The organism is Pseudoalteromonas sp. SANK 73390, from assembly GCF_054966645.1.
Genome location: NZ_ARPN01000002.1, coordinates 1 through 17,518, shown reverse-complemented (window position 1 = coordinate 17,518; position 17,518 = coordinate 1). Strand labels below are relative to the sequence as shown.

At 40.9% G+C, this 17,518-nt stretch carries 14 protein-coding genes; 5 read left to right on the top strand and 9 right to left on the bottom strand.

Features of this window, described 5'->3' with window-relative positions; all coding sequences use genetic code 11:
• Positions 1-93: 93 nt before the first annotated feature.
• From SANK73390_RS00090 to SANK73390_RS00080, 3 genes are read right to left on the bottom strand one after another with little or no spacing between them, the layout of a single operon-like run.
• Positions 94-834 (bottom strand): phosphoadenylyl-sulfate reductase, encoded by a 741-nt coding sequence (locus tag SANK73390_RS00090; RefSeq protein WP_462762093.1) that lies wholly within the window; start codon positions 832-834, stop codon positions 94-96.
• Positions 835-879: 45 nt separating this feature from the next.
• The gene (gene cysI / locus SANK73390_RS00085) at positions 880-2,598 is read right to left on the bottom strand and encodes an assimilatory sulfite reductase (NADPH) hemoprotein subunit (RefSeq protein WP_462762091.1); all 1,719 of its coding nucleotides are present in this window, start codon (positions 2,596-2,598) and stop codon (positions 880-882) included.
• Between the two features lie 56 nt (positions 2,599-2,654).
• Positions 2,655-4,460, bottom strand: coding sequence for an assimilatory sulfite reductase (NADPH) flavoprotein subunit (locus tag SANK73390_RS00080; RefSeq protein WP_462762088.1), 1,806 nt, complete (start codon positions 4,458-4,460; stop codon positions 2,655-2,657).
• A gap of 302 nt (positions 4,461-4,762) precedes the next feature.
• Here SANK73390_RS00080 and SANK73390_RS00075 point away from each other — a divergent pair, with 302 nt between their 5' ends.
• Positions 4,763-6,397, top strand: a complete 1,635-nt coding sequence (locus tag SANK73390_RS00075) for an endonuclease (RefSeq protein ID WP_462762086.1) — start codon at positions 4,763-4,765, stop codon at positions 6,395-6,397.
• 296 nt (positions 6,398-6,693) lie between these two features.
• On the opposite strand, the gene SANK73390_RS00070 is transcribed toward SANK73390_RS00075, so the two are convergent.
• Both SANK73390_RS00070 and SANK73390_RS00065 read right to left on the bottom strand, forming a co-directional pair.
• A complete protein-coding gene (locus SANK73390_RS00070; protein WP_462762084.1) occupies positions 6,694-7,854 on the bottom strand; it encodes a DUF3103 family protein in 1,161 nt (386 codons plus the stop codon).
• Between the two features lie 249 nt (positions 7,855-8,103).
• Positions 8,104-8,481: a hypothetical protein gene (locus SANK73390_RS00065; RefSeq protein WP_462762082.1), complete on the bottom strand. Its 378-nt coding sequence runs from the start codon at positions 8,479-8,481 to the stop codon at positions 8,104-8,106.
• Positions 8,482-8,737: 256 nt separating this feature from the next.
• Here SANK73390_RS00065 and SANK73390_RS00060 point away from each other — a divergent pair, with 256 nt between their 5' ends.
• From SANK73390_RS00060 to SANK73390_RS00050, 3 genes are read left to right on the top strand one after another with little or no spacing between them, the layout of a single operon-like run.
• The gene (locus SANK73390_RS00060; protein ID WP_462762080.1) at positions 8,738-10,369 is read left to right on the top strand and encodes a S41 family peptidase; all 1,632 of its coding nucleotides are present in this window, start codon (positions 8,738-8,740) and stop codon (positions 10,367-10,369) included.
• On the top strand, positions 10,369-10,758 hold the full coding sequence (locus SANK73390_RS00055) for a hypothetical protein (protein ID WP_462762078.1): 390 nt from the start codon (positions 10,369-10,371) through the stop codon (positions 10,756-10,758). The genes SANK73390_RS00060 and SANK73390_RS00055 overlap by 1 nt, the downstream gene beginning before the upstream one ends.
• Entirely contained in the window at positions 10,725-11,513 is a 789-nt protein-coding gene (locus SANK73390_RS00050) for a 4'-phosphopantetheinyl transferase family protein (RefSeq protein WP_462762076.1), read from the top strand. The genes SANK73390_RS00055 and SANK73390_RS00050 overlap by 34 nt, the downstream gene beginning before the upstream one ends.
• Positions 11,514-11,578: 65 nt before the next feature.
• On the opposite strand, the gene SANK73390_RS00045 is transcribed toward SANK73390_RS00050, so the two are convergent.
• The 4 genes from SANK73390_RS00045 to SANK73390_RS00030 form a co-directional block, all read right to left on the bottom strand.
• The gene (locus SANK73390_RS00045) at positions 11,579-12,628 is read right to left on the bottom strand and encodes an OmpA family protein (protein ID WP_261594694.1); all 1,050 of its coding nucleotides are present in this window, start codon (positions 12,626-12,628) and stop codon (positions 11,579-11,581) included.
• Between the two features lie 106 nt (positions 12,629-12,734).
• On the bottom strand, positions 12,735-14,510 hold the full coding sequence (locus SANK73390_RS00040; RefSeq protein WP_261594695.1) for an ABC transporter ATP-binding protein: 1,776 nt from the start codon (positions 14,508-14,510) through the stop codon (positions 12,735-12,737).
• A gap of 17 nt (positions 14,511-14,527) precedes the next feature.
• Complete coding sequence (locus SANK73390_RS00035) at positions 14,528-15,979, bottom strand: protein adenylyltransferase SelO (RefSeq protein WP_462762073.1); 1,452 nt, start codon at positions 15,977-15,979, stop codon at positions 14,528-14,530.
• A complete protein-coding gene (locus SANK73390_RS00030) occupies positions 15,976-16,674 on the bottom strand; it encodes a DNA-3-methyladenine glycosylase I (protein WP_462762071.1) in 699 nt (232 codons plus the stop codon). The genes SANK73390_RS00035 and SANK73390_RS00030 overlap by 4 nt, the downstream gene beginning before the upstream one ends.
• Positions 16,675-16,859: 185 nt before the next feature.
• On the opposite strand from SANK73390_RS00030, the gene SANK73390_RS00025 reads away from it, so the two are divergent.
• Positions 16,860-17,504 carry an ABC transporter substrate-binding protein gene (locus SANK73390_RS00025; protein WP_462762069.1) on the top strand — a complete coding sequence of 215 codons (645 nt, stop codon included), beginning with the start codon at positions 16,860-16,862 and terminating at the stop codon, positions 17,502-17,504.
• Positions 17,505-17,518: the final 14 nt, after the last annotated feature.

Here is a 17,518-nt window from a genome sequence, read left to right as displayed (position 1 = left end):
AATACCAACTGCTTTGAGCATACACCGATATAGAACAATAAAAAAGCACAACCTAAGTTGTGCTTTTGGTCTCCCTCCTTGGCTGGAGAATGTTTAAATACCATCACCATCAATGTGCAGTCCACATTCACGATTTAAACCAAAGAAGCGGGTTTCTTCTTCACTCATACCAGGCTCTAACTTACGCGTGGTATGTATATCTCCCATTGAAACATAGCCTTGCTCCCAAAGCGGGTGGTAAGGTAAGTCATGTTGTGTGAGATATTGATAAACGTCACGGTTGCTCCATTCAATAATAGGATATACTTTTACCGTACCGCGGCTTATTTCTAAAATTTGTTTTTGAGCTCTGCTTGATGCCTGATCACGCCGAAGTCCGCTAAACCACGTTCCTGCTTGTAACTCTTTTAGGGCTCGTGTCATTGGCTCTACTTTGTTAAGCGTATTGTATTGCTTAATACCATCTTGGCCTTGCTCCCATAACTTACCATATTTGGCTTCTTGCCATGCAGGAGTGTAGTTAGAACGGTAAACTTTCAAGTTCAGGTTTAAGCGCTCAGTTAAGTGATCCACAAATTGATAAGTCTCTGGAAACAAATAGCCTGTATCAGTTAATACGACGGGAATATCTGCACGCTCTGAGGTTACCAAATGCAACATAATTGCAGCTTGAATACCAAAACTAGATGATAAAAAAGCCGTGTCGGGTAAGTGTTCTAACGCCCACACAACTCGCTGCTGCGCCGTCATCGGCTTTAGCAACTCATTGGCTTGAGCGAGCAACGCAGCTTGTTCTTCGCCATCTAACTGTAAGAGTTTTTTATAATCACTCATTCGTCATTCCTAGCTTGGCAAGCGTACTTGCCAAGTCACTTATCATTACGCGTGAAAGTCGGTTTTAGATACTTTAACTTCTGCTACGATGCCTTTTCGGATCACAAAGTCACCAAAACACTCATCAGCTTGACGCTCACTGACCCACTGGCCTATTAGCTCATCAAGCGCAGGTAAGTACACATCTTCACCCACATTCTCTAAATACAGTTTAGGAACTCTGGTTCCTTCGCGATTACCACCTAAGTACACGTTATATTTACCTAAGCCTTTGCCCACTAAACCAACTTCAGCCAACATCGCGCGCCCACAGCCATTCGGGCAACCAACAACCCGTAAGATAATGTTGTCATCGCTTACACCATGCTTTTCTAACAGGCCTTCTACTTTAGTGACTAAGTCAGGCAGGTAACGCTCCGCTTCAGCCATTGCAAGCGGACAAGTTGGCAGCGATACACAGGCCATAGAGTTTTTACGCTGTGCGGTATGTGCATCATTAATTAAACCATGGTCACGAGCGATTTGCTCAACCACTGATTTCTGCTCAGCTGACACGCCAGCAATAATCAGGTTTTGGTTCGCCGTCATGCGAAAATCACCTTGGTGAATTTGCGCAATTTTACGACAACCGGTTTTAAGCGGTTTATCTGGATAATCCAAGATACGACCATTTTCAATGAACAAGGTTAAATGGTGCTTCCCATCAATACCTTCAACCCAACCAATACGGTCACCACGGTGAGTGAACTCATATGGACGACTCTCTTCAAATTGCACGCCCGCACGCTTTTCTACCTCCGCTTTAAAAGCGTCTGCACCAAAGGTATCTAAGGTATATTTGGTTTTAGCATTTTTGCGGTTTACACGGTTACCCCAATCTCGCTGAACAGACACAACATGCTCAGCAATTTTTAACGTATGCTCTAAAGAAATAAAACCAAAGTCATCTGCTTTACGAGGGTAAGTGTTGACATCACCATGGGTCATGGCCAAACCACCACCAACCAATACATTGAAGCCAATCAACTTGCCATTATCAGCAATAGCAACAAAGTTGAGATCGTTTGCATGTACATCCACTTCGTTATTTGGCGGAATAGTTACGGTCGTTTTAAACTTACGTGGCAAATAGGTTGAGCCTAAAATTGGCTCTTGCGTCGTCTCTGTTTTTTCACCATTTAACCAAATTTCTGCATACGCTTTAGTATGTGGCAATAAGTGCTCAGAAATCTTGGTTGCCCACTCATAAGCCTCTTGATGTAACTGTGACTCTACAGGGTTAGTAGTACAAAGTACGTTACGATTTACATCCCCAGCGGTGGCAATTGAGTCAATACCAACGCTATTCAGCATTTGATGCATTTCTTTAATATTGGGCTTTAATACACCATGAAACTGAAATGTTTGTCGCGTAGTTAAACGAATACTGCCATACATAGACTTTTCTTGAGCAAACTTGTCAATGGCTAGCCATTGTTCAGGCTTGATAATACCGCCAGGCATACGAGCACGTAGCATAACATTTTGTAGTGGCTCAAGTTTTTGCTTAGTACGCTCTGGGCGGATATCACGGTCATCTTGCTGATACATACCGTGAAAGCGAATTAGTTGAAAGTTATCTGCAGTAAAGCCACCAGTTAATTGGTCTTTTAAATCTTCTTTAATGGTACCGCGTAAAAAGTTACTCTGCGTTTTAAGACGTTCGTTATCAGCAAACTTTGCATTTGGGTCTAGTTTGCTATTTGGTTTGTTATCTTGGCTCATGCCTTATCCTAAAAAATTTACTGTGACGGTCAGTGTTGTGTATTAATCAGCTGCGATTAATACACGTCTTTTTGATAACGATTCTGACTGCGCAGCTCTTTTAAGTATTGCTCAGCTTGTTCGTCATCTTTGCCACCATGGGCTTTAACAATATCAATCAATGCTTGGTGTACATCTTTTGCCATGCGATTGGCATCACCACAGACATAAAAATGTGCGCCCTTTTCTAACCATGCAAATACCGCTTCACCTTTTTCACGAAGACGGTCTTGTACATAAATTTTCTGCGCCTGATCGCGACTAAATGCAAGATCAACTTGATTCAATAAACCAGACTTCACATACCCCTGGATTTCTAGTTGATACAAGAAATCTTGAGTGAAGTTTGGGTTACCAAAGAACAACCAATTATCACCTGATGCTTCTCGTACATCACGCTCTTGTAAAAATGCACGAAATGGTGCGATACCTGTGCCAGGGCCTACCATGATAATTGGCGTTTCATCACTGACTGGTAAGCGAAAGTTATCATTGTGCTCACTGAATACCTTTACTCTTGCACCCTCTTCAGCACGGTTTGCCAAGTAACCAGAACAACCACCAAAATGTGTTTCATCGAACGTATCAAACTCAACCAAGCTCACAGTTAAGTGCACTTCGTCTTCAACCTCTGCTTGACTAGAAGCGATAGAATACAAACGTGCTTGTAGCTTACGACAACACTCGACTAATGTTTGCGCTTCGATATTTGCTGGATTTTGTAAGATCACATCAAAAATTTGTCTTGCTTCGATGTATGCACGCAATTGCGCTTTATCCGCAACTAAGGTGAGCAATTTCGTATTATTCGTCGCTTGAGCATATTTTTCTACAAAGCCAGGGTAAGACTGTGTTAGTTCCAGTTTTTCAATCAATGCGTCTCGCACTGATACAGTATCATTGCCAACAGTTACCGACGTATCAGGAGAAATTTCCAATGCAGCTAAGACTTGGTCCACCAGCACTTCATCATTTAAAAAGTACACACCTAAAGAGTCACCTGGTGCGTAAGTAATATCAGAACCATCGAGTGAAAGTTCAATATGACGCACATCTTTGCTTGAGTCTCTGCCTGTAATTTTTTGTACCACAGATAACTCTGCTGCAAATGGGTTTTGTTTGGTGTATTGACTCTGGGCAACAGATGCTGATAACGGCATGCTAACCACATTGGTTTGGCTTTGTTGTTGCGCTTTTAAATCAGGCTCAAAGACATCTAATGCACCCACTATCCATTGCGTTGCTTGCTCTTCATAGTCAACATCTAAATCGGCACGCTGGTATATAACATCCGCGCCAAGTTTAGTTAAACGCTGCTCAAAATCTTTTGCCGTTTGGCAGAAAAATTCATAACTTGTGTCGCCCAAACCTATAACCGCAACCTTTACGCCATCTAGTTTAGGGGCTTTTTTACTTGCTAAAAAAGCATGTAATGCTTCTGCATCTTCTGGTGGCTCACCTTCACCATAAGTTGATACCGCAATAGTTAAAAACTTCTCTTTTTTCAAAGCAGATGTTTTGTAGTCAGCCATATTAACTAACTTAACACTCAAACCTCGAGATTCAGCTTGTGACTTTAACTGACTTGCGACCGCCTTAGCATTACCCGTTTGAGAACCATACAAAATAGTCAGCGGCGCGGCTTCAACTTCGCCAGCAGGGCCGACAGTACCAGCCAAGGCTGCAGTGTTTGCATTGGCAGCAAGATAGCCGCTTACCCAAGCTTGCTGGATTGGGTTTAGTTCAGCCACTAAACCTTGTAATTTTTGCACTTGCTCTTGCGAAAGCGGGCTTGCCGCAGCACTAAGTTGACCTAACAACATTGAATAATCCCCGTAACCCTAAAACGTCTTTTGCTTAGATTGGTGTGTTACTTGCCACATAAAATGAAGGGCAAGCTTTTCTATGCATGCAGCATACTGATCTCTACACACAAGAAAAAGACAAAGATCTGCTTTTATATTCCATTTGGTTATTAATAAACAAAAACACCAACAAAAACAGATTAAAAGAATTGCTTTAAAAATAGACACTCTAATATTAACATTGCAATAACAAAGGTTCAGTAAGCTCGCCTTTGTTTACATAAAAGCAAAAATATAACTTAAAATATAAGAGAAACAATATGAAACACGGGAAAATATCCTATAAATATAGACTTGCCTTTACGCTTGGGTTCACGGCGTTAACTCATAATGCCATGGCACAAGTGAGTAATGGAGACTTTGAAAGCTGGCAACAAAATCAGCCATCCGACTGGACAACAATAGACTCTGGAATTTCGCTAAGCGCAACAAACGATAGAGTGAAATCTGGTCAGACTGCTGCACAAGTAACAGTAAACACTGGTACACAAAGTAATACTGACCTTTTGCAGCAAGTCACAGTGCAAGCAGGGCAAAGTTACACCTTTAGTACTTGGGTTTATCACACTCAAGGTGGTGTAAGGGCACGTCTAGTGATCGATGGGTATCAGGGCTATTCAGATCCATTTACATTAAATCAATGGCAACAAATCAACCATACTTACACAGCAAGTGCTAACGCCACTATAAATGTTGGATTGCGCTTTTACGATGTATCAGGTTTTAATGGCAGCGAGGTGGTTTATATAGACAACTTCCAACCCACAACTACAGCGCCACCACCACCTAGTACAGACTGCCAAGCAAATACATTAAATTTATCCCTTACCACTGATAATTATGGCAGTGAGACAAGCTGGACATTAACAAACAGCAGTAGCACACAAATTGCCAGTGGTAATAGCTATGCAAGCAATCAAACATATACAGAATCATTATGCGTTAATAACGACAGCTACACTTTTACCATATTCGATAATTATGGCGATGGCATGTGTTGTAACTATGGTAATGGTTCATACAGCTTAACAAGCCCAGATGGTACACTTGCCTCTGGTAGCAGCTTCACCAGCCAACAACAACACACGTTCACTATTGGTAATGACAACGGCGGTGGCACGCCTACCGACCCTGCTGAGTATTATGCATCGACAGCGGGACTAACAGGTTATGCGCTGAAAAGCCAGTTACACAGCATTATTAGTACTCACCAATCACAAGGTTATTCAGCCATTTGGCAATTTATCGACCAATCCGAGCGTGATAACTATTTTGAGCAAGATAATTCCGTGCTCGATCGCTACTCAGAAAAGCCTAGTACAACTGATAGTATTACTTACGTTGCCGTGACTAACCAATGTGGGTCTTATCGTGTTGAAGGTGATTGCTACAACCGAGAGCATTCATTCCCTAAAAGCTGGTTTGGTGGCAAAGTAGAACCTATGAACTCTGATATTCATCATATTTTTGCCACTGATGGATTTGTAAACTCCAAGCGTAGTAACTTCCCCTTTGGTGAAGTCGCCAGTGCGAGCTACACATCAAGTAATGGCAGTAAGCTTGGGAGTGCGTCCAGCAACCTAAACTATGCGGGCACAGTATTTGAACCGATAGATCAATTTAAAGGTGACTTTGCCCGTGCCTATTTTTATATGGCAACGCGCTACGAGAATGTGATAAGTAGCTGGCAAAATAACACCACATATAGTGATGCAGTTCTTAATGGCACATCTAATCAAGTATTTGAACCATGGGTAGTCACCATGCTATTACGCTGGCATCAAGCTGATCCGGTAGATAATATAGAGCGAGCTCGAAACCAAGCTGCTCACGAGTTCCAAGGAAACCGTAACCCATTTGTTGACCATCCAGAGTTTGTACAACAAATTTGGTAAGCTTATAAAAAAGCCACCCGAGGGTGGCTTTGCTTCTAACTAACCTCAGGTTTGGATAAGGGTTTTGGAATAGAGAATATTTTGCAAAAAAACATTACGTACAATCCAATGATGATATTTTTTTCAATATCAAGGCGCTTTTATGCAGTAATAGCGGGCTATTACAAATGAAAGCAACGCCGAGAGTGAGAAAAATGACTTTATTGGGCAAATTCGCTTATCCAGAGCTGAGGTTAACTAGTTTAAATAAAAAGGCAACCTAGTCCTTTAGGTCGCTAACCGACTCAACGGGAAATTTATCGAGGGTTGATGGTTAAGGGAGATAAACTGATTTTTGCATTACCACTGGCTCCCATATAGCCTGTATACTGCTGACCTTCAAATAGTGTATAGAAAACATCAACATAATCATCATCATTTGTAAACCATGAACTTGGCATGGCTTTAATTAGCTGATTGGTAAGCTGCGGAATAATGGCATAGCCTTGCACATTAGGGTCTGGAATAGTGCGCATAACCTGAGTAACAATATCTAAAAACGTTGTCGCTAAAGTTTGGTAATTGGTGTTATCATCTTGCTCCATCAGCAGCATATCAGCAGCTTGCCAACGGTAACGATCCCAATAAATAACAATTTGATTTGGGTTGTAATCACGTCCATCGTGATCTAAATAAGGCATATCAACGATATCTAATACTGGCTCGTCGCGACTCGGATTTACGCCTGTTACAACGCCATATACTTCAGCAGCGCCAGAGATCCAAGGCTCTTCATCATCATTTAAGCGAATGCGCTTAAGTACGCTAGTAGAAATAGGCCCCGCGTCACTTTGAGTGTCTATTTGTTGAGGTGAAGATGTTCCCAGTCGTTTATTAAACTCGCTTTGCATAACTGCAAGGCCTTCTTTTACACTTATACGACCGTCTATTTCAACCACTAATACAGGCTGCTTTGGTAATGTATGTACATCAAGTAGATGAACATTGCCATTTTTATCATAGGCCTGCACATGCAACCATGTTTTATCATCACCCTTAGGTGCAAAAGCGACCAGCGCCTCTTCACCATGCTGCCAACGCTCAAGCATAGCTTGATCTGCTAACCTCAATTGATACAAAGAATCAGAAGAACTTGGCAAGCCTTTTAATGTGCGAGTGTATTTTGTTGCACTTTGCAGCTGGGTAGACAAATTGCCAGAGACCAATTCTGTTGATAACGGTAGCTGCAAGCGATACATACTCATTCGCGCCTGTACTTTTGCACTGATGTTAGGCAACTGCTTAGCAAGTTGGCGTGCCAGTTGCTGTTTCATCTGCGCCACTTGATCACCGGCAGGATTGAATACATCTAGCGTTGGAAACGCATGTTGAATCTGTGATACCGAACTTGATGCATAACTTTGTAAGCTCATCGCCACCAATAATGCGGGTAATGCTAATTTTGTAAATTTTTTCACATTCTACTCCTGACAATAATCCGTGTATTTGAGTAAACGAAGATAAAACTTATTGAAAAAATTATCAACCTGTTAATTTAAATTTAACAAAATATTTTATAGGTACGAATAAATGAAAAGTTTTTACGATGTAGTTAAAAGTCTTGTAGGTCTTTATCGCTAGTATTTATATAGGCTTTAGAGGGTTGGTTAGCCAAGCAAAACTAAGCAGACTAACCAAATATACTGACATTGTGATAAATAGAGCTTTCATTCTACTGGGTAAAGTGTGATCTCAATCCCCGCACCTATGGCAGAGATACGCAATAATGTATCTGCATGTAGTGCCTGAGAGTAACATTTAGGTGAATTACCAGAGCTAAAGCCAATATCGAATGTACGCTTAGTACATGATAACCATTGTTTTAAAGCGGCCTTAGAGCACGACTCTATCAATTCACAAAGATGATTAATTGCCTTATCTGGCGTCATTACCTCAGCGTTAGCCTCAATCCGAGCTAACTGACGGTATTCATCTTTATCATAATGTAAAACAATGGCATTTTGCTGCAAATCACTTACTAAAGTGCTAATGTCATGCTTTGATTCTAATTCTAAGTCGACGTTTAAAAACTGAATTTCTGACATATGAACTGATTTACCCAAACTAATTGATTATAAGATAGCTACTACAAACCCAAGTGTAACTAAGTAAGTAAAGACTGGCTATAGCTAACTCTAATTACCACCTTTACAATCACTCAGTGATGCTCATTTCACCGGCTAATAACCAAAAACCCAAACATAAAAGCAAACAATATAGGTACTAATTTTATGTATTCGTATTGCCTTTGCCACTTTGACTTGCTAGCTTTTAACTAATAGTTTAAAAAAGCGAACAATAATGAAAAACTCAAACATAGTTAGAGCGCTACTTAGCTTGATACTTATAGGCTTTGTACTGAGCGGTTGTGGCGGCGGTGGCAGTACTTCTACCTCATCATCAGATGTTGTTACCTCACCAGCCTCTGCTCCCTCTGAGGTTTGGAATGCTGGCAGCTTCCCACCAGCTAGCAACTATGCAAACTTTTGTGCAAACCCACGCCAAGGTATCGACCCATTTGAAAACACCGCCTACCCAGACAAAGCGGGAAGCATGATGCTGGAAAAACTTTGGTTACGTTCGTTTAGCCATGAGACTTATCTTTGGTACGACGAATTACCCGACCCAAACCCAAACACATTCTCCTCAACACTCGCTTACTTTAACTCCTTAAAAACATCAGCTCGTACTCCTTCAGGCAAGGAGAAAGACGAATTTCATTTTTCTCAAAGCTACGAAGAGTTTAAAAAGGAATCTCAATCAGGTGTCGTTGCAAGTTATGGCGTACGTTGGGCGTTTATTAATCGCACTCCACCACGAGTTATACGTGTTGCATATACACAAAATGACTCTCCAGCTCAATTTGCCGGTTTAGAAAGAGGCGATACGATCATCGCAATTGATGGTATAGATATTAACGCCTCAAGTGCGAACGACATCAATACTATTAATGCGGCATTAAGTCCTATTGCAGGTGATACTCATACCTTTTCTTTATTAAAGAAAGGTGCCATAGTCGAGCAAGTTACTTTGACTGCAGGTGATATTGAATCAACGCCAGTACGTACTTTCAATGTCATTAATGTAGATGGCCGCGATGTTGGTTACCTACAATTCAATCAATTCATTTCGGTTGGCCAACGGCCACTAATAAATGTGTTTCAGCAGTTTGCCAATCAAAGCATTGACGAGCTTGTGCTTGACTTACGTTACAACGGCGGCGGCCTCGTGAATATGGCATCACAACTAGCATATATGATTGCTGGCCCAACACTTACAGAAGCTGGCCCCAGCAATTCTGGTAAGGTATTTAGCTATACAACTTACAATGATAAACGTGCAGCCGACAATCAAGCCTTGAACTTTGACTACCGCGTCATAGACTGGGAAAGGCAAGTTTATACCGACGAAACTCTGCCAAGTATTAACCTAAATAAGATTTATGTATTGACCACACAAAGTACCTGTTCGGCCAGTGAGCTGGTTATTAATGCTTTACAGGGGATAGATGTAGAGGTGGTAGTGATAGGCTCATCAACTTGTGGTAAACCCTATGGCTTCTTCCCAACTCCCAACTGTGGACAAGTCTATTATACCGTGCAGTTTAGAAGTGAAAATGCCAAAAGGTTTGGCGAATATGCTGATGGTTTTTTGCCTGTACCTGCAAGTACGAATAACACCGAACTTGGTTTATCGAACCGAGTATCGGGTTGCAGTGTTAATGACGATTTTTCACAACCACTTGGTTCCCCATCAGAGGCATTGTTTTCTGCTGCACTGAATTATATTAATACTGGTCAATGCCCACAGCAAAGTGCCGCGAGACCTCAACAACAAAGCACACAGTTTACCTTTGATGGGCCCGCCATAGCCACGCCCCAGCAACTGCCGAAAATTGGCGCTTTAATACTACCAATAAGAGAGTCTAAATAATGAATTCTCGTGCCTTGGTTTTTATGCTGAGTATATATCTACTGGCTGGCTGTAAACACAGCCAGTCAGTAGATACACAACCTGCACGATTAATAAACACGTCACCAGAGGTAAAAACTATAATCCAAGCAGCGATTGTTACCCTCAAAGGTGGCGTGGTACCACAACTGGCAGACAATGTTTTTATCAACAGGAGTACCTTGTTGCTTGAGCGCGGTATGAATACCTCTCGACATGACCCAATATTAGGCGTGCACGACTTGTCTGTGACTCGATTTGAGCTACAAATGCGCCACGGCCAATGCGCGTTGTATTATCCGAAAAAGGAAGCCTATTTAAACCTTGATGGAGTTGAATGTGTCGCTGTAGAGTCTACAGCACAAAAATAGCAGCGACTTTTTCTACAATGGCTTATGCTGTGGTAAATTACCTATCAACAATTTTGAATACTAAACTTTATATGCACTATCTACCTTCTAGTCCTTTTAAACCACAGCTAAGTTACCCTTATTATTGCTGTACTTTTGAGCCTGAACAGTTTAATCAAGATGACTTTGTAATACACAACATTAGCATGCCAATAAAGCTAAAAAATGCGGTGCCAAAACGCAAAGCAGAGTATTTGGCTGGTCGACTTTGCGCACAATTTGCATTAGAAAAAATGGCTATTACGAGCTTTACAGTGACCAGCGCAGAAGATCGCTCCCCTGTTTGGCCAGCAACTGTGATTGGCAGCATTAGTCATACACAAGGTATTGCGCTTGCAATGACCGCCCCAGCAAAAGATTTAAAAGGGCTGGGTATTGATATTGAAAAGCACATGAAACAAGAACAAGAAAGTAAGCTGAAAGGGCAAATTTTGCACCCTTTGGAAGCAGAAATACACCTAAAACTTAGTGAGCTTATTCCTTGCCCTCTGACCGTCATTTTTTCAGCGAAAGAAAGTATTTTTAAAGCGCTTTACCCAAGCGTAAAGCGTTTTTTTGGTTTTGAAGCTGCTCAACTAATGTATTTTGACTCTAATAAGTTACATTTTATGATCACAGAGCCATTATCGCCCATTATTCCCCAAGGGATGCTCATAGAAGTTTTTTATCAAATAACTGAGGAATTAGTACTAACTGAATGTGCCTTTACTGGCTAAATTTGTGCTGTACTTAAAGCAAAAAGGTCTGCATTGCACAGACCTTTTAAGTTTAACTCAATACATTATTTACGTTTTACTTTAACACGCTCAGTTGAAGTAACAGTTGCTTCTACACGGCGGTTTTGAGCATGTGCTTCCAAGGTGTTAGCGGTATTTTTCAAACGCTCCTCACCGTAACCAACCGTTGAAATACGCGTACCATCAATACCATCACTCATCATTTGCTTAGCAACCACTTTCGCACGCTTTTCTGAAAGCATTTGATTGTATTGTGCATCACCGACTGCTGAGGCATGCCCCTCGAGAACAACAGTTGCAGATTCATGTGCTTTCATGAAACTAACTACTTCATTAATATCATCAAAATACTGCTGCTTTACTTTAGCTGCGTCATGTGGAAAGCGCACCAATAACTTAACAGAAGCCTGACGTTCTTCATATTTAGTGCAGCCAGTGCTATCTACAGCATCTGACATTGGTGTGTTTGCACAACGATCATCACCGTCCATTACACCGTCGTTATCACTATCTAAAGCCATAGGTGCTGGAGCTGGGGTTGGGGCTGGAGCAGGTTCAACTTTTTTCACAGGCTTACTTGAACCAAAGAAATAGTTAATACCCAGTTTTGCACCTACATCTGTATAACCTCTGTCTAATCCTTGGTAAACCGCCGCTTCTGCATTCACAAACAGGTTACTGTTAAAATAATGGCGATAACCTGCGCCAATATTTGCAAACGTCAAATTTTCATATGCATCAACAGACTTCAAACCAATCAAGCCGTAGAAAGGGCTATCATCAAAGTGATACAAAGCATCAAGGCCAAAGCGATCGCCATCTAACGATCCAGTACCCGCACCAGATAGGTCAAAGTCCATGTCAGCGTACTCAAAGCGGCCACTCCAATTATTGTTAAAGCGATACCCAATCTCAGCGCCCCATCCTGTTGAGTCATCAACATCTACGCCTGCCGCATCTCGAATATCATTCCAATCAGCCTTGTAGTAATCACCAAATACACCAAAGTAAACGCCTTCTTTGTGCTCATTTGCATTAACTGTCGAAGCTGCCAAAAGTGCAGCGATTGCTAAACTTATAGATTTAAATTTCATTTTGTCCCGTCCTTTATACATGTGAGCACAGATAGCTCATGAATTTAGCCCTATAATAGTAGGCCATAAATTAACTTTTACTTAACGCATCACATTTGGTTGCTTATTAGCGATGTCCAAACAGCGTTTGATATAACCCTTGCTCGGCCAATAAGCTATTATGATCTCCCGCTTGTGATATACGCCCATCATCCAATACATAAATCAAATCAGCTTGTTTTATTGCACTCAAGCGATGCGCAATAATTAAAGTAGTCCTGTTACGTAAAAATACTTTTAAGTTATTATGAATTTTAGCTTCGGTTTCAATATCTAATGCCGAAGTCGCTTCATCTAAAATCACAACTTTGGGGTTAGCCAAGACCATACGAGCAATCGCTAAACGCTGCTTTTGACCTCCGGATAGTCTGATACCATTGCGTCCAACTAATGCGCTGAGCTCTCCGTCAATGCTTTTTACCGTACTTTCGAGCTCTGCAACCCTTAAAGCATGCCAAAGCTGTTCATCACTGTGGTTATGACCTAGTGATAAATTATCACGAATTGTACTATTAAAAAGAATAGGTTGCTGCAAAACAGTGGCAACATTCTCCCTTATTGTTTGATATCCTATTTGTTCAACTGGCGTATTCGCAATTTCAATGTTGCCAGTCTCTTTTTCATAAAGCCCCAGTAACAACTGCACTAATGTGGATTTTCCACCTCCAGACACTGCGACTACTGCAACTTTCTTTCCAGCAGGAATGTCTAGTGATACATCTTGCAATACTGGGAGTTCTGGCTGATAAGCGAAACTAACACGTTTAAAGGAAATTCCAACCTCTGATTGCTCAAATACCGATGATACACTCTTTGGCGCAGGAGTTTCCGTTTCAAAAGTAAAGACTTGATTTAATCGCTGTAGTGCAGCAGACGCACCATAATAGGCATACTGAATACTTAGCAGTTCTTGAACCGGCCCCATCATAAACCACAAATACCCAAAAACAGCGAATATTTGCCCTACAGTGAGGTCTGCAAAAACAACCATAAGCATCGCAATCGCTCGAAACACTTCAAATCCGAGTAAAAAGATCGTGAAGCTTAGTCGATTTACCGCATCCGTTTTCCATTGAGACTGCACAGCCCGGTGTTTTAGATCAACCGCCGTTGTGCGAACGTAATCAAAGTAAGTGGTTTCTCTGCGTACAGCTTTTAGTTGGGAAATAGCATCTAACGTTTCAACTAATGCGGATTGAAACGCCTCAAAAGCAGCATTCTCTTCTTTCTTTAAATCTTTAACCCGCTTTCCAAATTGACGCGAAAAATAAATCACGGCTGGATTGAGTAATAAAATAACCAAACCTAAAGTCAAATCAATCCACAATAATACAATAGCAGTGCCTAGAATTGTCAGTAAGCCAATCAAGAACCGGGATAATGTCTGACTAATAAATTGATCTAACGTTTCAACGTCTGTAATACATCGAGAGCTAATCGCTGCAGCCCCCTGAGTTTCATATTCCTTAAGTTGCACACGAGGTAAATGCGTTAACAAACGCTCTCGAATACTCAGGCTAATACCTTTACCTATGATAGTAAACTGCCTAGATTGAATGACCCCAAGTACTAATGCCGCCAAGCGCATACACATAACGCTCAACAAAATAATTACGATATAAACGGCGCTTTGTTGCCACTCTACGGGTATTAAACTATTCAAAAAACCTATCGCTGGTCCAGGCTGTGCCAATAGCACCTCATCAACAAGAAGAGGCATCATTAAAGGAATTGGCACACTTACCAAAGCAGCAAAAAATGCAATGATATGAGCTACAACTAGCGGCTTCTTATGTGCTAAAACTTGCTGTTTAATACCTTGCCACGTTAATGTCTGTGTCATGTTTTACTCATAAAAAATTAAGTTCCACAAAAAGTTTGATAATGCTGCTCATCAGGCGCAGCAGCCAAAAACTTTTGCTCATATTCTTGATACTTATATGGATTGTTTAACAGCGGTAACCACTGACTTAGCAGCTCACTTTTATGTTGTTGATAATAATCTGCGATAACTTGCTCCATTAGCGCGTTTCTTGGAATAACAGCAGGATTAACCGAGCACATCAATGCCGAAACTTCCGCAGCTTGATACTCTTTAACACGCTCTTGCCAGCGCTGCTGCCACGACAAAAGTGACGGTGGCACCTTAAAGCTCGCCAAAGGTTTATCCAGCGTTGAGTTACTTAAAGCTGCGAAAGTGTTGGTGTAATCAAGGTGTTCGCTTTGCAAAATTGTTAGTAACTGTGACAATAGCTCGCTATCTGATTCACGCCAATCGAGCAGGCCTAATTTCTTTGACCACATCAGCTGGTATTGACTGTTAAAGTCATTGGCAAACTCAACGATTATCTCACTGACTTGCTCTAAAGCATCGCTTTGGTCAGTAACAAACAAAGTTAACATCGACTCAGCTAAGCGCGCACAGTTCCAACTTGCCATATTCGGCTGCTTGCCAAACGCATAACGGCCATGTTGATCTATAGAACTGAAGACTTGTTCAAAGTCAAACTTCTCCAACATTGCACAAGGGCCATAATCTATGGTTTCACCGCCTACTAAGGTATTGTCGGTATTCATAACACCATGAATAAAACCAACTCTCATCCAATGTACGACTAATTCAACTTGTTTTTTACACACTGCTCGCAAAAATGCGATGATGCGAGCATCTCCTTGTTCACTAATATTAGGGAAATAACGTGCAATAGCCAATTCCATTAATGTTTTGAGCCCCTCATCATCTTGCTGTAATGCTAGGTATTGAAAAGAGCCTACTCGAATATGGCTACTTGCAACTCGACATAGCACAGCACCTGACAATGGTGAGTTTCGATGAACAACCTCACCCGTTGTGACAACAGCCAAACAGTCAGTTGTTGGCACATTAAGTGCTCCAAGCGCCTGACTCATTACAAACTCTCTAACCGCAGGCCCTAAGGCACATAACCCATCTCCTGCGCGTGAAAAAGGCGTACTACCAGAACCTTTAAGTTGCAAGTCGTATGCTTGCCCACTTCTGTCGTTGAAGCTACCAATTAAGTGTGCTCGCCCATCTCCCAAGGTAGGGTTAAAATGTCCAAATTGATGTCCAGAATAAGCCAAAGCCTTAGCTTCAATACCATCCAGTGACAAATGTCCAGAAAGATACAAATTAGCCGATTCTTTGTTAATAGGGATATGGTGTTTTTGGGCAATATTGTCATTCCACAAAAGTAATTTAAATGAATCGGCACATGTAGCTTGTGCGAATTTTGGTGAATTACTCACACAAAAGTGTGTGCCAACTTGATTATATCGATCGAAAAAGCTCATTCTTTTCCCTTTATTTGTAAGTGATTATCACCAACGCTTAAGGCAATTAACTGACTCAGTGCCTGCAATGACCACCCACTTTGTGCGACAAGCGTATTAAAAAATTGCTGTATCGCCGTTAATGACTTTTTACTATGAAGGCCACCATCAATAATGCTATGTGCTCGCAAATATGCTTCAACATCACGAGATAAAATAAATGTATCTTTACCTAATACTCGTAAAGCAAATGGCCCAGTATTGCCGCCAAGCCTAGCGCCATGCTTTTTTAAATAAAGCCATAAACCAACAATGTCATCACTTGGCCATTGTGCTATAAAATTGGCAAATGATCCGTGTTGTTGCGCAACTTCATATATCATCATGCAGTTTTCAGGAATGGTCATTACTTTTTTATAGTTACGTACAATTCGCTCGTCACTGGCCCTTTGTTCGAGCATATCTGGCGACATCAACAAAAGCTTATTTACATCAAAGTCCCAAAAAACTTCTCTAAAACCATGCCACTTGGCATCAATCACACTCCAATAAAAACCGCTTTGAAAAATTTTACGTGTAAATTCTTCAAGCCAATCAGAATCACGAAGCTCCATTAGTTCTTGCGAAGAGCGCGGCTCACCAATTAAAGAAAGCACATTCCGTTCACACCCCTTTCGCTCTACTGCACATGCCAAGATTGTTTTAAATCCGTCCATAAAAGGTGACCACCTCACTTTCTTAAAAATTATTAATTGACTATATTTAATGATAATGCCTAATATCGAGATCAATCGTGCTACGCCACTTTATATATCTATTTTTATTACTCAACATCAACGTATGCATAGCACAAAACCACTCAAAGACGCTTTATATTAGCACAGGTCAATGGCCTCCCTATATGGATCAAACTCGCAGAGATCAAGGCTGTGTAGCAAAACTCATCAATGATGCATTTGCAATATCTAATCTAAAAGTAAGGTTTATTTTTATGCCTTGGGATAGAGCTTATCATCAAGGATTAAAGCAAGAGTTTTCGGGAACAGCGTATTGGTACTACAGTGAAAAAAGGGCACTTGATTATATTTATACCAAAACACCAATAACTAGCGAAATTAGTCGTTTCTACCATTTAGACGATCTGGACTTTAATTACCAAACATATAAAGACCTATCACACCATACATTATTACTAAATCAAGGGCTTACATATCCAATAAAGTTACTTAATGCCATTAAAAAACATGATATAACCGTAGTAAATGCAACTTATACAAGTAAAAATCTTTCACTTTTACTAAAAAAAAGAGCTGATATTACCGTTCTGACCGAGCAAACTAAAACTGAGTTTGCAAAAGCACTTAACACAGAACAAAATCAACGTATTGTATTTCAAGAGAAACCTGCTTTTGTTAGTCAGGGGTACTTACTTATTAACCGACATAGCCAAAAATATGCGTCTTTGTTCGATTATGGTGTGAACACCTTATGGAAGGATCAGAGGTATTACGATAACTACGTTAAAAACTGTCTTAATATTAAATAAGTCGACAACGAACG

Excerpts from the sequence above, each read along its gene's own strand:
- SANK73390_RS00090 (WP_462762093.1), bottom strand. The coding sequence starts at position 834 with ATGAGTGATTATAAAAAACTCTTACAGTTAGATGGCGAAGAACAAGCT.
- cysI (WP_462762091.1), bottom strand. The coding sequence starts at position 2,598 with ATGAGCCAAGATAACAAACCAAATAGCAAACTAGACCCAAATGCAAAG.
- SANK73390_RS00080 (WP_462762088.1), bottom strand. The coding sequence starts at position 4,460 with ATGTTGTTAGGTCAACTTAGTGCTGCGGCAAGCCCGCTTTCGCAAGAG.
- SANK73390_RS00075 (WP_462762086.1), top strand. The coding sequence starts at position 4,763 with ATGAAACACGGGAAAATATCCTATAAATATAGACTTGCCTTTACGCTT.
- SANK73390_RS00065 (WP_462762082.1), bottom strand. The coding sequence starts at position 8,481 with ATGTCAGAAATTCAGTTTTTAAACGTCGACTTAGAATTAGAATCAAAG.
- SANK73390_RS00060 (WP_462762080.1), top strand. The coding sequence starts at position 8,738 with ATGAAAAACTCAAACATAGTTAGAGCGCTACTTAGCTTGATACTTATA.
- SANK73390_RS00055 (WP_462762078.1), top strand. The coding sequence starts at position 10,369 with ATGAATTCTCGTGCCTTGGTTTTTATGCTGAGTATATATCTACTGGCT.
- SANK73390_RS00050 (WP_462762076.1), top strand. The coding sequence starts at position 10,725 with ATGTGTCGCTGTAGAGTCTACAGCACAAAAATAGCAGCGACTTTTTCT.
- SANK73390_RS00045 (WP_261594694.1), bottom strand. The coding sequence starts at position 12,628 with ATGAAATTTAAATCTATAAGTTTAGCAATCGCTGCACTTTTGGCAGCT.
- SANK73390_RS00040 (WP_261594695.1), bottom strand. The coding sequence starts at position 14,510 with ATGACACAGACATTAACGTGGCAAGGTATTAAACAGCAAGTTTTAGCA.
- SANK73390_RS00035 (WP_462762073.1), bottom strand. The coding sequence starts at position 15,979 with ATGAGCTTTTTCGATCGATATAATCAAGTTGGCACACACTTTTGTGTG.
- SANK73390_RS00030 (WP_462762071.1), bottom strand. The coding sequence starts at position 16,674 with ATGGACGGATTTAAAACAATCTTGGCATGTGCAGTAGAGCGAAAGGGG.
- SANK73390_RS00025 (WP_462762069.1), top strand. The coding sequence starts at position 16,860 with ATGGATCAAACTCGCAGAGATCAAGGCTGTGTAGCAAAACTCATCAAT.